This window comes from Sorangiineae bacterium MSr12523, assembly GCA_037157775.1.
Taxonomy (GTDB): Bacteria; Myxococcota_A; Polyangia; order Polyangiales; family Polyangiaceae; genus Pendulispora; species Pendulispora brunnea.
In genome coordinates, this window is sequence record CP089982.1 from 5761989 (window position 1) to 5776291 (window position 14303).

At 64.4% G+C, this 14303-nt stretch carries 13 protein-coding genes and 1 pseudogene; 7 read left to right on the forward strand and 7 right to left on the reverse strand.

Going from position 1 to position 14303, the window contains the following annotated elements; genetic code table 11:
* The 3 genes from LZC95_22095 to LZC95_22105 are packed head-to-tail and all read left to right on the forward strand — an operon-like array spanning window position 1 to window position 1804.
* A complete protein-coding gene (locus tag LZC95_22095) occupies window positions 1-510 on the forward strand; it encodes a hypothetical protein (GenBank protein WXA99498.1) in 510 nt (169 codons plus the stop codon).
* Window positions 511-545: 35 nt separating this feature from the next.
* Window positions 546-1514: a hypothetical protein gene (locus LZC95_22100; protein ID WXA99499.1), complete on the forward strand. Its 969-nt coding sequence runs from the start codon at window positions 546-548 to the stop codon at window positions 1512-1514.
* On the forward strand, window positions 1511-1804 hold the full coding sequence (locus tag LZC95_22105) for a hypothetical protein (GenBank protein ID WXA99500.1): 294 nt from the start codon (window positions 1511-1513) through the stop codon (window positions 1802-1804). The genes LZC95_22100 and LZC95_22105 overlap by 4 nt, the downstream gene beginning before the upstream one ends.
* Window positions 1805-1973: 169 nt before the next feature.
* On the opposite strand, the pseudogene bioB reads toward LZC95_22105, so the two are convergent.
* Window positions 1974-2912: pseudogene (bioB, locus tag LZC95_22110) on the reverse strand (biotin synthase BioB).
* A 125-nt stretch (window positions 2913-3037) separates the two neighbouring features.
* On the opposite strand from bioB, the gene LZC95_22115 reads away from it, so the two are divergent.
* Window positions 3038-3370 carry a response regulator gene (locus tag LZC95_22115; GenBank protein ID WXA99501.1) on the forward strand — a complete coding sequence of 111 codons (333 nt, stop codon included), beginning with the start codon at window positions 3038-3040 and terminating at the stop codon, window positions 3368-3370.
* A gap of 3 nt (window positions 3371-3373) precedes the next feature.
* Here the strand turns inward: LZC95_22115 and LZC95_22120 are convergent, their stop codons facing one another.
* Both LZC95_22120 and thiC read right to left on the reverse strand, forming a co-directional pair.
* Complete coding sequence (locus tag LZC95_22120) at window positions 3374-3937, reverse strand: hypothetical protein (GenBank protein WXA99502.1); 564 nt, start codon at window positions 3935-3937, stop codon at window positions 3374-3376.
* A complete protein-coding gene (gene thiC / locus LZC95_22125) occupies window positions 3934-5316 on the reverse strand; it encodes a phosphomethylpyrimidine synthase ThiC (protein WXA99503.1) in 1383 nt (460 codons plus the stop codon). The genes LZC95_22120 and thiC overlap by 4 nt, the downstream gene beginning before the upstream one ends.
* Window positions 5317-5418: 102 nt before the next feature.
* On the opposite strand from thiC, the gene LZC95_22130 reads away from it, so the two are divergent.
* Complete coding sequence (locus tag LZC95_22130) at window positions 5419-6390, forward strand: quinone oxidoreductase (protein ID WXA99504.1); 972 nt, start codon at window positions 5419-5421, stop codon at window positions 6388-6390.
* Window positions 6391-6518: 128 nt separating this feature from the next.
* Here the strand turns inward: LZC95_22130 and LZC95_22135 are convergent, their stop codons facing one another.
* Window positions 6519-8978: a hypothetical protein gene (locus LZC95_22135; protein WXA99505.1), complete on the reverse strand. Its 2460-nt coding sequence runs from the start codon at window positions 8976-8978 to the stop codon at window positions 6519-6521.
* Between the two features lie 186 nt (window positions 8979-9164).
* Between LZC95_22135 and LZC95_22140 the strand changes: the two genes are divergently transcribed.
* The gene (locus LZC95_22140) at window positions 9165-10160 is read left to right on the forward strand and encodes a hypothetical protein (GenBank protein WXA99506.1); all 996 of its coding nucleotides are present in this window, start codon (window positions 9165-9167) and stop codon (window positions 10158-10160) included.
* A gap of 22 nt (window positions 10161-10182) precedes the next feature.
* Here LZC95_22140 and LZC95_22145 read toward each other — a convergent pair whose 3' ends face one another.
* A complete protein-coding gene (locus LZC95_22145; protein ID WXA99507.1) occupies window positions 10183-11037 on the reverse strand; it encodes a metal-dependent hydrolase in 855 nt (284 codons plus the stop codon).
* A gap of 5 nt (window positions 11038-11042) precedes the next feature.
* On the reverse strand, window positions 11043-11882 hold the full coding sequence (locus LZC95_22150; GenBank protein WXA99508.1) for a metal-dependent hydrolase: 840 nt from the start codon (window positions 11880-11882) through the stop codon (window positions 11043-11045).
* A 200-nt stretch (window positions 11883-12082) separates the two neighbouring features.
* Between LZC95_22150 and LZC95_22155 the strand changes: the two genes are divergently transcribed.
* Window positions 12083-13039: an AraC family transcriptional regulator gene (locus tag LZC95_22155; protein WXA99509.1), complete on the forward strand. Its 957-nt coding sequence runs from the start codon at window positions 12083-12085 to the stop codon at window positions 13037-13039.
* On the opposite strand, the gene LZC95_22160 is transcribed toward LZC95_22155, so the two are convergent.
* Window positions 13020-14303, reverse strand: coding sequence for a pectinacetylesterase family protein (locus LZC95_22160; GenBank protein WXA99510.1), 1284 nt, complete (start codon window positions 14301-14303; stop codon window positions 13020-13022). The two genes, LZC95_22155 and LZC95_22160, sit on opposite strands and share 20 nt — an antisense overlap.

Genomic DNA, 14303 nt, shown 5'->3' on the forward strand with positions numbered 1-14303 from the left:
ATGAAAACCGTGTCTCACAAAGTATCGACGCGGATTCGCCGGCGACGCGGCCAGCTGGGCGCGGCGCTGGTGGAAGCCGGAATCATCATGCCGGTGATGGTGACGTTCCTCGGGTTCATGTACTGGTTTCACGACATCTACAAGGTGAAGGTAACCAAGATGTACGAGGCTCGCGCCGCGGTGTTGACGTACGCCTCCCGCGCCTGCGATGGCAAGGAGACGCCCAACGACGGCAGCGCGAGCGGCGCGCTGAATGCGGGCGGCGGCGGGAGCCACGCCCCCGAAGCCCAGGGCTCGGGCGGCACGAGCAGCAAGCTCAATATGGTGTTCGGCGTGGAAAACCGCGAAGCGCACGGCGAGGCGCATGGCTGGGGACGCACGTCGAAGGGCTGGAGCAAGCAGCTGACGCACACGTCCTATTGCATGTGCAACGAGAAGCACGTGCCCGAGGGCCTCGCGGGCATGTTCGAGTTCGGCAAGAACATCTTCACGTCGATGAAGCCGTTTTAAGGTCGGGGAGACGAGCGATGATCGGTTTGCATTTCATGACGTGGCGACGGTCGGAAAAACTGGCTCCTGCGCGCGGGACGATCCGGGTGGCGGCTTACCTGACGGTGTTGGCGGCGGCGGCCGGGGTTTTCTGCGCGCACAAGGCCCACGCCGGGATCTCGGAGACCACGCTCCAACTCGGGCGCGACATGATGCCGCTGTCCGAGTACATCAAGGAGCCGACGGCCATGACGCTGAACGGCGAGCGCATGACCCTGGGAACCGGCACGAGCAAGAAGAGCGTGCACGACGTGCTCGATGCCTACGAAACGTACTGCCGGAGCAGCGAAGGGAGCCTCGGCAAGGAGTGGGCGGATCTGGCGGCGCAGTCGCCCGACAAGCTGAACGTGAAGTCGCGTCTGGGCGGCTCCTTCGACATGGGCGTCTACCGCTCCGAAAAGACGGACGAGGGTGCGGTCCTTTGCTTCATGCGCGGGCAGAACTCGTCCAAGACGATGATGGAGTCGCTGCAGATGTTCGAGCAGACCAAGGATCTGGGGTCGCTCGGCAAGATGCGCTACGTCTACGTGAAAGACGCCGGCGGCGGGCGCGCGCGCGTCTTCACGGCGTGGACGGACGATCGCTTCCGCATCGATTCGTTCGCGCCCGAAGGCACCGCCGATGCGGCCGGCTCGGATCCGGTGGGCATTCCGCGTCCGCCGCAATCGCAGCGGCTGATGTCCGCGCAGATCGCGGGCTCTCCGTTCGGCGCGCACGTGTACCGCAGCGCGCAGAGCGAAGATCAGGTGCGTGCGTTCTACGATGCGGAGATGAGCAAGGCGGGCTGGACGCCCATCGGCTGGGGCGAGAACAACGACATCGATCAGGCCAAGCACCGCATTTACATGAAAGGCGGCATCCAGATCGTCCTTGCGAATGGTCGGGACGAAGATGGTACGCTCGTATCCTTGGGCGAGCTTGGTGCCCGCCCCGAGGAATTCACGCCGCCGTACGAGGAGAAATGAAGTCGAAATCGAGATTCTTCGCCACGCTCGCCATCGCTTCCATCCTATCGACGATGGCCCTCGCCACGACCGCGCCCGACGCAAGCGCGTTGCCCAAGCGCGACCAGTGCATCAAGGCGTGTATGGACAAGCAGGAGGGCGCAGTCAAAAAGTGTCAAGGCGGCGACTGCCGCAAAGACTGCCCTCCCGAGGACAAGAAGCCCAGCGAAGCGTGCGCCGCGTGCATGAAGCCGTGCATCATGCCGAAAATCAAAGAGATGAACGAGTGCGTCCAAAAGTGTCCGAGCTGACGCCGTCGTAAGCGCTGAAGAAGGTGATCGCCAGGATCGCCAAGAAGATTCGCCAGGATCGCCAGCTGAACCAACAATAAAACCCTAATTTTTGGGGTTTATGGTTGGTTCACTTGGCGATCCTGGCGAATCTTTTTTGGCGATCCTGGCGGTTTCCTCTTCTTTGCCGTTACACGGCGGGGGCCATGGTGGTGAGGCCGGCGTCTTTGATGAGGGCGAGGTCGGCTTCTTCCTCGGGGTTCGAGGTGGTGAGGAGCTTCTCGCCGTAGAAGATCGAGTTGGCGCCCGCGAGCATGCACAGGAGCTGGGCCTCGCGTGAGAGGGATTCGCGGCCTGCGGAGAGGCGCACGCGGGTGCGGGGCATCAGGATGCGGGCGATGGCGATCATGCGCACCATGTCGAGCGGGTCGACGGGGGGGCGATCGGCCAGCGGGGTGCCTTCGACGGGGACGAGCGCGTTGATGGGGACGCTCTCGGGCTGCGGCTCGAGGTTGGCGAGCGTGCGGAGCATCTCGCAGCGGTCGTCGATGCTTTCGCCCATGCCGATGATGCCGCCCGAGCACACCGTGATGCCGGCTTGCCGAACGTTCTGCAAGGTGCGGAGGCGATCATCGAAGGTGCGCGTGCTGATGATCGAGCGGTAGTGCTCGCGGCTCGTGTCCAAGTTGTGGTTGTACGCGTCGAGGCCCGCGTCTTTGAGCTTCTGCGCCTGCGACTCCGTGAGCATGCCCAGGGTCACGCAGGCCTCGAGGCCCAGGCCCTTGACCTCGCGCACCATCTCCAGAACGCGGTCGAAGGCCGGACCGTCTTTGACCTCGCGCCAGGCGGCGCCCATGCAGAACCGCGTGGAGCCGAGCTCCTTGGCGCGACGGGCGCTCGCGCGGACTTGCTCGATGTCGAGCATCTTCTCGGCGCCGACGGGGGTGTCGTAATGGCTCGACTGCGGGCAGTACGAGCAATTCTCGGGGCAGCCGCCCGTTTTGACGCTGAGCAACGTGCAGAGCTGCACCTCGTTGTCGGCGTGGTGCGCGCGATGAACGGCACGCGCTTCGTCGAGCAACAGGAACAACGGGCGATCGTACAAGGAGCGAACGTGGGCGCGGGTAAACGGGGCGGACGACATTGGAGGCACCATAGCAGGACCAAGACGGGCCTTGGAGTCTTCACGAGCGGGTCCGCTGTCGGTACTTTCTCCATGTGGCTCCTCCCGAGACAGCAGACTCATCTCGCACGGTGCTCGTCGCCGACGACTCGCCCGTGGTGCGCGCGGCCTTGCGAAAGGCGCTGGCGGCGGCGGGGTTCGCAGCACTCGAGGCGGGATCCGTCGAGGAGGCCTGCACCGTCGACGCATCGCGGCTCTTCGCCGCCGTGTTGGATCTCGATCTCGGCGATGGCACGGGACTCGATGTGGCAAAGGCGCTTTCGGCGGTGCGGCCTTCGCTGCCGTACGTCTTTTTCAGCAGCGGCGACGATCCTCTGCTCACCGCCGCGGCGCGGAGCCAGGCCCACGTGTTCATCAAGCCGCGGGAGCTCGATCGCGTGGTGGCCTGGCTTCAGGCTTTGTAGCGCTCAGGGCGGAGGCGGCGGGCAGCCGTAATCCGCGAGCATGCGCAAGGTGCGGACGGCCGCCTGCGTGACGGCTTTCGGCCTTTGCCCTTGCGCCGCCAGTGCGGACAGCTTGTCGCAGCCCGCGCGCAGCTCCAGGGCATCCTCCGGATCGACCGCGCGACGCGGGCGCGCGGCCAGGGCGCTCGCCGACTCGAGCGCGAGCGCCGCCTCCTTCTCGTTGGTGCCGGCGCCCACGTCCGCGAGCCACGGAAGCCCAGCCCATCCATCGGCGTACGCCAGGGCGCGCAGGGCGGTCTCACGCCACTCGGCATTCGCCGAGCCGCGCTCCACCAGGCCGAGTGCCCCCTCTTTGCGGGCGAGGCGCGCGAGCTCGTCGGCCTCCCCTTCCCTCGCCCGCGCCCACTGAGCATCGAGCTGCTCGGACGAGGCGCCCGGCGGCGCGGGCGCGGCTCCATCGACCGCGCCTGGGGTGCTCGAGGAAGGCGTTCCCGCCGTCGAGGTTCGTCCTCGCCCGCACGCCGTCGCCGAAAAGACGAGCGCGACCAGAAGGAACAGCCGCTTCACGCCGTGAACAGCTCCAACGTGCGGCGCCCCGCCTTGCGGTCCTCGTCGAGGCGCTTGTTGAACTCCTCGACGGCGCGGTTGATGTGCATCGAGCAGAACTTCGGCCCGCACATCGAGCAGAACTCGGCGCTCTTGAAGTACTCGTCCGGCAAGGTCTCGTCGTGGAGCGCCTGCGCGTGCTCGGGATCGATGGAGAGGCGGAACTGCTCCTTCCAATCGAAGGCGTAACGGGCGCGCGAGAGCGCGTCGTCGCGATCGCGTGCACCCGGACGGTGGCGCGCGATGTCGGCCGCGTGGGCGGCAATCTTGTAGGCGATGAGGCCCTGCTTCACGTCCTCCTCGTCGGGCAGACCGAGGTGCTCTTTCGGGGTGACATAGCAGAGCATCGCCGCGCCGGCGGTGCCGGCCATGGTGGCGCCGATGCAGCTCGTGATGTGGTCGTAGCCCGGCGCGATGTCCGTGACGAGCGGCCCGAGCACGTAGAACGGAGCCTCGTGGCAAAGCTCCATCTCCTTTTTGACGTTCATCTCGATCTGATCGAAGGGCACGTGGCCCGGGCCCTCGATCATGACCTGCACGTCCTTCTCCCAGGCGCGCTGGGTGAGCTCCCCGAGCGTCTTCAGCTCGGCGAACTGCGCGGCGTCGCTGGCGTCGGCCAAGCAACCGGGGCGCAGGCCGTCGCCGGCGCTGATGGTGACGTCGTACTTGCGGCAGATCTCCAGGACCTTGTCCCAGTGCGTGTAGAAGGGATTCTGCTTGTGGTGCTCGAGCATCCACTGCGCCATGATGGATCCACCGCGCGAGACGATGCCGGTGATGCGGTTGCGCACCAACTCGAGGTACTGCGCGAGCACGCCCGCGTGGATGGTGAAGTAGTCGACGCCCTGCTGCGCCTGGACCTCGAGCATCGAGATCATGTCGTCGGCGGTGAGGCGCTTCACGTCTTTGGAGATTTGGAGCGCCTGGTAGATGGGCACCGTGCCGATGGGCACGGGCGAGGCGCCGATGATGGCGCGGCGAATGCCGTCGATGTCGCCGCCGGTGGAGAGGTCCATCACCGTATCGGCGCCGTGTTTCAGGCAGACAGAGAGCTTGCTCAGCTCTTTGTCGACGTTGCTCACCACGGCGCTGGAACCGATGTTCGCGTTGACCTTGCAGCTCAACGCGATGCCGATGCCCATCGGCTCGAGGTTCGGATGGTTGATGTTCGCCGGGATGATCAGCCGGCCGCGCGCCAATTCGCTCCGTACCAGCTCGGGTTCGACTTTCTCGCGCTGCGCGACGTACGTCATCTCCTCCGTGATGACGCCCTTACGAGCGTAATACATCTGCGTGGGGGTCGAGTCTCCGCGGCGCTTGGCTATCCACTCGGTTCGCATGGTACCGAGTCTTAGCAGCTCCGTGAGTGGTACCCAACAGGGACCTATCTTGTCCGACGCGACGCAACACCGCATATTCGCAGACCCAAGGAGAGCCCCACCATGCCCCATGCGATCGTCATCCATGAAACCGGCGGCCCTGAGAAACTGCGCTGGGAAGAAGCCAATGTGCCCGCTCCCGGGCCCGGCCAAGTGCGGATTCGGCACACGGCCATCGGACTCAACTTCATCGATGTTTACCACCGCATTGGGCTCTACAAGGTGCCGCTGCCGACGGGCCTCGGGCAGGAAGCCGCCGGCGTGGTCGAGGAGCTGGGATCCGGAGTGACGGGTCTCGCAAAGGGCGATCGCGTGGTTTATACCGGTCTCATGGGCGCCTATTCGGAACAGCGCCTCGCGCCAGCCGACCGCCTGGTGAAACTGCCCGCGGACATCGACGATGCGACCGCCGCCGCGGTGTTCCTCAAGGGCCTCACGGTCGATGTGTTGGTCCGGCGCGTGTTCCCGCTTCGTGCGGGCCACACGGTGTTGCTCCATGCGGCGGCGGGTGGCGTGGGCAGCATCCTCGTGCCGTGGGCAAAGTCGCTCGGCGCCACGGTGATTGCGACGGTCGGCTCGCGCGAGAAGGCCGCCCTTCCCAAGGCGGCGGGCGCCGACCACGTCATCGTGACCGGCGAGGAAAATTTCGTTGCACGCGTGAAAGAGATCACCGCGGGCCGCGGGGTCGACGTGGCCTACGACTCGGTGGGCAAGGACACGGTCCCGGGCTCCCTCGACTCCCTCGTTTCGCGCGGCTGGCTGGTCGCCTTCGGCCAATCCTCGGGCAGCCCGGCGCCCATCGAGCTCGCGTCCCTGGGCGGAGCGCGCTCCCTCTTCGTCACGCGCCCCTCGCTCTTCGCGTACATCCCCACGCGCCCCGAGCTCGAAGAAAGCGCCGCCCACCTCTTCGAGAAGCTGCAAAAAGGCACGGTGAAAATCGCCCCTCCGCGCAAGTTCGCCTTGAAAGACGCCGCCGAGGCCCACCGCGCCCTGGAAGCGCGCCAGACCACCGGCTCCGTCGTTTTCACGCCCTAGAGGCCCATTTCGCGCTGCGGCCCGCCCCAAAGCGGGCCGGCAAGGCCGGAGGGGGGACCATGGATTCGCGATTCGCGAATGCCGCAATACCCCCCTTCACCCCTGAGGCCGAGTGTCCGCCCGTGGCACTAATTCGACGGCGTGTAGCGGTACATCAAGATGCGGCCGAGGAACATCTCCTCACGGAAAATGACATGTTCTCCCGTGGGGAGTTGCAGGGCGGTCATGCCTGCAAACCCATCGACATACCCCGCGACCTGCGCCACCTCCGGTCCCGCGTACAGGGATCCCGCGGGATCACCCGATTCCGTATCGAACGTGCGCACACGACCCGGCTGAAAAAGGTCATTGCCTTGATCGGCGACGTAAACGCGGTGGCCGACGACGGCCATGGCCTCGGGGGTGCAAAAGTCGATTTTGCGATCGTTGCTGAGGCAGGGCACGTAGAGGGGCCGAATTTCCTTGTTCCACTTCTTTATGCCGCCTGGCGTATGCGTGAAGCTATCGTACCGAGCCAGCGACCACGTCGATGACACGCTCCCGTCGATCGGATTGCCGCCAAGCACGTAAAGCGTGTCGGTCGCGGCGATGTATTTGATCCTCGCGATCGTTTTCATTCGCAAGTTGGAATTCAACGGAAACTGCTCCGGCACGGTGGCGCACGCCGTGGAACCCGCATCACCCGCACAGCTTTCGAGGTAAATGGGATTGTACCCCTCGAACCGTTTGATGGGGTAATGCAGAACGTGAGTGGTATTGGCGCTCCAGATGCCCCCCGCTTCGTCGATATCATGTGCAAGCGCAATGTAAGGTGTCATCACGTCTTCGAGCTCGCCGGGATCGATCGTGCAGTTGGCATTCTGATCCACCCATTGCCGACGCTTGCCTGAGGCCTGCGGCTCATTCGGCAATTCCGTGGCGCCCTCGGAGAATACGACGGATGGACGCGCGATCGCGTCATCGTCATCGAACCGATAGATTCCCAAGGCATTGGCTGCCGAGCCCCAGTTTTGCACGTAGAGATACTTCCCTTGCGCGACCCCGCGGTCATCTTTCAGGTGGCGGAGCGCCACGGCTTGGGACTGATGGAAATTGCCCGTTGTCGGATGCGGATTCCGCGCGTCATGCGGGCATCCTTTGCGGTCCACGGTCACGGAGGTGCGGTTGGGAGACCATTCCGTCCCCGGCCCCTGCTGCGAATAGTCGAGCGTGTACTTCCGTGTTGCCGAATAAACCTTGGTAGCATCGAGAGGATCCGCCACCACGATATCCTGGTAGTTGTATTTGACGGCTTTGGCCTGCAGTTGCTTCTGCGGCGAGAATCGGCGTAGGTCCGTGGTTCCCCCCACGCTTCGCGTGTAGCCGTTGCTTGCAACGTAGACATTGCCCTCGTCGTCGGCGCCCACCCCCGTCAGGTTGTCGAAACGGTCGTCGGCGTATTGCCCTTTCGCGGCGGCCACTCCACCCGGCTGCCCGAGCCGGCCGGCCTCGGCATACTTGTTTTGGCCGTTGCGTTGGTAGATGCGAATTTGCTGAATCGCCGCGGCGTTGTCGGCAATGTAAATCTTGTCCTGGCTGACGGCGATGGCCACGGGATCTACCAAGTCCGTAATGGTGTCGCCGGGTGATAACGTGCCCGAAGTGCCGATTTTCCATTCTTGGACGACGCGTTTGCCCCCGCCGTCTTCGATGGCGAACAAGCTGTTCGTCGAGGCCCGAAAGGCCAATGCGCCGGGATTGGTGACCGCATTGCTGGCCACTTGGGTCATGCCCTCGCGTTCGTAAACTCGAATCTCCTTCTTGTCCGGCAGGCTCACGAAAACGAAATGCGGCGGGTTCGCACCTGCGGGGTAGCCGACGGCCAGCCCCGCCGGAGTGGCGCCCAAGTTCCGCCCGGCCGTGAGCGACGAGCGCACGGAATCGCCGCCCGGGAAGGGCGACATCCGGATCCAATCGTAAAGCGGTTCGAGGTCGGTCGGATTGAATCGGACGAGAACACGACGCAGCTTCGGCCCGCCGTCGGGCCAATCACCGTCTTTGAACATGGCGTCCGCGTACAGGTACTTTTCGTCGCCCGTAATCGCTCGTCCGTCGCCGCCCTGTGCATAGGCTTCCAGCGCGCTGGCAACGGGTCGAATGGATCCTTTGTCCGTGCCGATGGGCGTGTCGCTGTAATCGTAAACGCCGAGGGTGCGCGAGGATTCGACCGGATGCAGCGTGTTGGCGTAAATCCTGCCGGACGGATTGACCCAGATGGCGTCTAGACGCGGTTGAATCCAGCGTCGCTTCTGCTTTTCCATACCGTCGCTCTCTCGGGTGGCGAGATCGAGCGGCTTTGACGGGTCGCGGGCCTTGGCATCGTCGGGCAAAAGCCATTCGCCGAGCCAGGAGGTCCTGTAGGTCAATATCGGTTCGCCCGCGTCCCCTGCGTCACCCGCGTCGCTTGTGCCGGTGGGCGGTGGTTGAGCCGTGGACGGTGGATCCTCGTCGCCGCTGCACGCACCGAGTTGGCTCGTGATTCCGAGGGCCAACAGCAGAGCCATGAGCGAGGAAAGGCCCTTCCAGTTCTTCCGGAGGATGGGTCGCATGATAGGAAAAACATCGGCCGCGCTATCCGGAACGTTGCTGACGGGAAGCCGCAGATGCTGCGACTCGAAGGCGACGTTTCCAGCGAGGGCGACTATCACTTCGGCCGGAAATATCCACGTCAGACGATGGCACCGTCGTGAGCCCGGTCCCTGCATTGCACGATGACAGGGGGTTCGAGAGCCATCATGGGTACCAAGATTCGTAGGGTCGCAATGTCCGCCACGTTGCCAACTTTGGCCGGACTAGCATTGACGGCGCTCTTCGCCGCAGCATGCGGCTCGGGCGGATCGACAACAGGGAACGGAGCGGACGATCAGGACGATCCGAACATCAACGCCGGCCCGGGGGAGGTCGGTGTCTGCACGCCGCTGGCGGTGGTGAAGAGCGGCTCGATCGAGCCCGCGTGCACCGCGGCTCCGTACGCAGGACGCGCACGCGTGGTGCAGGCTACCGTGCTCGACTCCGTTTCGACGTCGCTCATCGACACGGGCGAGTTGCCCGGCGAGGGCGGATCGCTCGGCGCAAAGGTCCTCTCCGTGTCGGTGCCCGACTTGCTGTCGGCCGACGTGGCTACGGCGAACATCGAGGGCGAAAACGGCACGACCACGGCCGACGCCAACGTGACCAAGCTGAATGCGACGGTGCTGGGCATCGGCATCTCGGCCGACGTCGCCCAGGCCAGCGCCACCGCGAAGTGCGCAGGTGCCGGGGTCGAGTCGTCGGGCAGCGGGCTGGTGACCAACCTCAAAGTTGCCGGGCTCAAGGTCGACGTGACCAACGAACCCAATCAGGTCTTCGAGGTCCGCGGGCTTTTGCGCATCGTCCTCAACGAGCAAATCAAGTGGGACGACGGCATGCGCGTGCGCGCGATCCACATCACCGCCCTGCCGACGGTGCAAGGCGGGGTCGACGTCGTTCTGTCCTCGGCCGATGCGCGCGTTGACTGCACCAGCGCACCGCCCTGCGGAGGCTCGAGCGGAGGAACCGGCGGATCCGGAGGCGGAAGCGGTGGTTCCGGTGGCGGATCCGGCGCCGGTGGCGGGGGTGGATCCGGCGAACCAGGTGCGGGCGGTGGGAACAACCCCGGCGGCCGTCCTGACTTCCCGATTGGCGGGGGCAAGACCGGCGAAGCTTGCGACGCGTCCCACGCCTGCGCCGACGGCTACAGCTGCAAGAAGTAGCCTCTCGCCCGTCCAACGAGGCCTACGCGGCCTGGTAGACGGAGGAGCTCTCGAACTCGCGCTTCCACCGCTCGATCGCGGCCGAACAGTCGAGATCGCGCGGGTGGAACGAGGGTTTGTAATAGAGGAAGTACAGCGGCAGGATCTTGCGCAGGGTGCCCGGGTTGCCGAAGAGGGCCCAGCCGAGCTTGGCCCATTCGCGGACCGAATACAGCGTGTCGTCGGACTTCATCATGTGGGCCTGGTGCTCGAAGACCCTGGTCCAGAAAACGATGCTGGCGAAGAGCATCACGGCCACGCGCTCACCGTAATAGCCGCCGGCCGCGAGGTAGACGTCGTAGGCGACGCATTTGTGCTCGTTCTCCTCGGCCGCGTGCCACTTCCAGAGCGCGGCCATGGTGGGATGGGCACCGTCGAAGATGTTCTTCTTCTTTTCCGCCTCTTCGAGCAGCGCGTGGGCCATCAGGGCCGTGAAGTGCTCCAGCGCGGCGGTGGCGGCGAGCTGCATGCGCTTCGGTAGGCGCTTGGTAACGCGGTCGAGCAGCTTTTCCACGCGCTGCTCCAGCTCCGCCACCGGATAGCCCTGGCGCTCGAGCATCTCGTTGTAGCGATCGTGCTCGCGGCTATGGATCCCCTCTTGGGCGCAAAACGCACGCACCTCTTTGTGCAAGCGGGCACCCTTCACGTGGCTCTGATGCGCGCGCACCGAGGCGATGAAGAAGCGCTCTCCGGCGGGAAAGAAGATCGACAAGTTGTTGAAAAAGGTGGTCACCGATTTGCGACCATCGACCCAATACTTGGGTACGCCATCGTCGACGCCGAATTTCAGATTGCGAGGTTCGAACGTCTGCGGGAACTCCGTGATTGTAGCGCTCATGATGACTAGGCCGCCTTTCGATAAGCCGGTGACGATTCGAATTCGCGCTTCCAGCGCGCGATGGCCGAGTTGCAGTCCAGATCGCGCGGGTGAAACGATGGGCGATAATATTGAAAATAGAGTGGAATGATCTGCCGCAGCCAACCCGGCTTCCCAAAGAGGTGCCAGCCGAGGCGCGCCCATTCCGCCGGCGAATACAAGATACCGTCGCGCCTCATGAAGGCGACCTGGTGCTCGAAGACTTTGGCCCAAAAGATGGCGGTGGCGAAGAGCATGACCACGGCGCGCTCGCGGTAATCTCCTCCGGCCGCGAGGTACACGTCGAAGGCAACGCTCTTGTGCTCGTTTTCCTCGACGGCGTGCCATTTCCAAAGCGCGGCCATCGTCGGATGTCCTTCGTCGAAAATGCCATTGTCGAGCGCGGCGTGGGCCATCAGGGCCGTGAAATGCTCGAGCGCACAGGTGATCGCGAGCTGCGCCCTTTTCGGTGCACGCGCGGAAACGCGGTCGAGAAGTTGCTCCACGCGCTTTTCCAGCGCGCGCGCCGGGTAGCCCTGGCGCTCGAGCATATCGTTGTAGCCTTCGTGCTCGCGGCTGTGGATGCCCTCTTGCCCGCAGAAGGCGCGCACCTCCTTTCGCAGGCGGTCATCTTTAATGAGGTGATGGTGCGCGCGAACGGCTTTGATGAAGAAGCGCTCTCCAAGGGGGAAGAAGATCGACAGGCCGTCGAAGAAGTTCGTGACCGACTTGCGGCCGCCGAGCCAGTGTCGGGGCACGTCGTCCTCGGAAAAGTCGAACCGCAAGTTCATTCCGGCCTTGCGGCCGTCATAGGCCTCATCTGCCATCGACTTCTCAGTCTGCGCTCGGTTCCGCACTTCCATCGCTACCTCCACCGACGGGGTCATGCTCTAAAGGTGGCGCCGATTGACGCGGGGCGGTAGGTTCCGTGGTGCCAGAGTTTTGTCAGTTCGGGCCAACCTCCATGTGGGAACCACGCGAAAAGCATAGTTTTCCAGCCGTCCACGCCCTGCACCTCGCCCAACTCGTGAAGCGGTGGCACGTCACCCCGGAGGAGCTCCTTTCCGGACTCGACCTCGACACGGACTTTCTCTCCGAACCCGACGCTCGCCTCTCCATCGCCATGATGGAGACCTTGGTCGAGCGCGCCCGCGCCCTCACCGGCGAGCCAGCCATCGGCTTCTTCCTCGGTTTGGAAATGCGCATTTCGGCCCACGGCTTTCTCGGCTTCGCGGCCATGAGCGCTTCGACCTTGCGCGACGCCATCGAGCTTGCCGTGCAATTCGCCCCCACGCGCACGACCGCGCTCTCGCTGCGCCTCTGCGTGGACGGTGGGGTGGCCTCGCTCATCGTGGACGAGCGCACGGACTTGGGAAAAGCGCGCGATGCGATTCTGATTTTCATTCTGGTGGGCCTCTGGCAAGTCGCCAATGCCCTCACGGGGCGCGAGTTGAGTGGCAGTGCGGACTTTGCATTTGCAAAACCGGATTATTTGATAAAAGCGCCGCATCTCATGTCGTTGGTTCGATTCGACCAACCATCGAATCAATTGCTCTTCGATGCCGCCGTTTTGGATCTACCGCTGACCATGGCCGATCCCGCCGCGTTGAAGCTGGCACGCGAACAATTGGAACGCGCGCTGGATGCCTTGGGCACCGATGGCCGGATCGAGGCGCGGGTGCGAAATCTCATTCCGAAGAAGGAGGGCGGGTTTCGCTCGCTGGAGGAGATCGCATCGGAGCTGCGTTTTTCGCCCCGCACCTTGAAGCGAAAATTGGCAGCGCAGGGCGTGGCGTATTCGTCGCTGCTCGAGGAACAGCAACGCGACAAAGCGCTGCTCTTGCTACGAGCCTCGGACTCGTCGATCGAGCACGTGGCCGAGCAACTGGGCTATTCCGACGTGGCGAACTTCACGCGGGCGTTCCGGCGTTGGACCGGAATGACGCCCGCGGCCTACCGCCGCACTACGGACCCACGTGCGTAGGTGCAGCGCCGTTGAGGATACCGGCGACCCAGTCGGTGAGGGCAACGTCGCCGACCTTGGTGGAGTAGAACTCGTCGCCGTAGAGGAACGTGTGGCGTTCGCCGGGGACGTAGTACGTGCTCGCGCGGCCCGTGGGCTTTAGGTAATTGTCGCGCAGCTCGGCGAGGCCCTTGGAGTATTGGTCGCCGGGGTATGTGCCGGGGAAGCCGTTGATGTTTTGGCAATTGTTGTTACCAAACGACATGAAGAGCCGAATCGTGGAATCCTGATCGGCCGAGAGCAGCCCGAAGCGGCCTTGCGGGTACTTGTTGATGATGAAGGGAACGGCGTTGACCAGGCCCCCCGCGCTGCCGCCGTCGGCGAGGTTGCAGGCCGTGCAATCGGCGGGAAGACCGGCGTTGAGGTTCCAGACATTGCGGAAACGCTGCTGCAAACAAGGCGGCAGGTACGTGTCGGACATCACCGGCCCGGCGTCGTCGATCATGACGACGGGGCGCGGGCAGAATGCCTTGGCGACGCGCTCGTAGCTGATGGACGCACCGAAGCCGCCGGCGCTGCTTCCGGTGAGAAGGACCTGGTCGACATTGGGAAATGTCGGAACGATGCGCTTCAAATAAGCGAGCACGTTGGCCACGCCCGTGAAGCGTTGGTCCTGGGGCCCGGAGGGAACGTCGCCGCTCTCCACGCTGCCGCCGAAAATGTCGCCGGAGCAATACGGGAAGAACACGGCGTTCCAATCCTTGACGGGATTGGCGGCGTTCGAGTCGCTCAGGATGCCGCCGCTGCTCTGCGTACCGTTCCAAGAGGCAAAGTCGAAGTTCTGAGGATTGGCGGCGCACGTCGCGGCATTGAAACAGGCCCCGCCGCCCTGGAGGTAGATCATGAGCTTCTTCGAGTCGGGCTTCGTGCGGATGGCGAAGCCCGTGTCGGAGCCGTCGCGGCACTTGGCCCCTGCAACGGGAACCCACGTCCACGCGTTCGCGGGGGCATTGCTCACAGGAGCACCGACGTCGAACGGCGCGCAGGTCAAACCGGAATCGCCACCATCCGCGGTCCCGCTGTCGTTGCCGCCGTTGCCCGAGTCTCCCCTGCCCCCGCCGCTGTCTCCGGATACGTTGCCGCCCGAGCTATCTTTGCCCGAATCGGGCCCGGGCGGGATGCCCCCCGTGTCGTCGCCGCCGCAGTTGGCCGACGAGGTGACCAGGGTGGCCAATGCCAAACAGGGGACGAACATGGCCGCAGAGAAGAGCGGATGGCTTCGCAT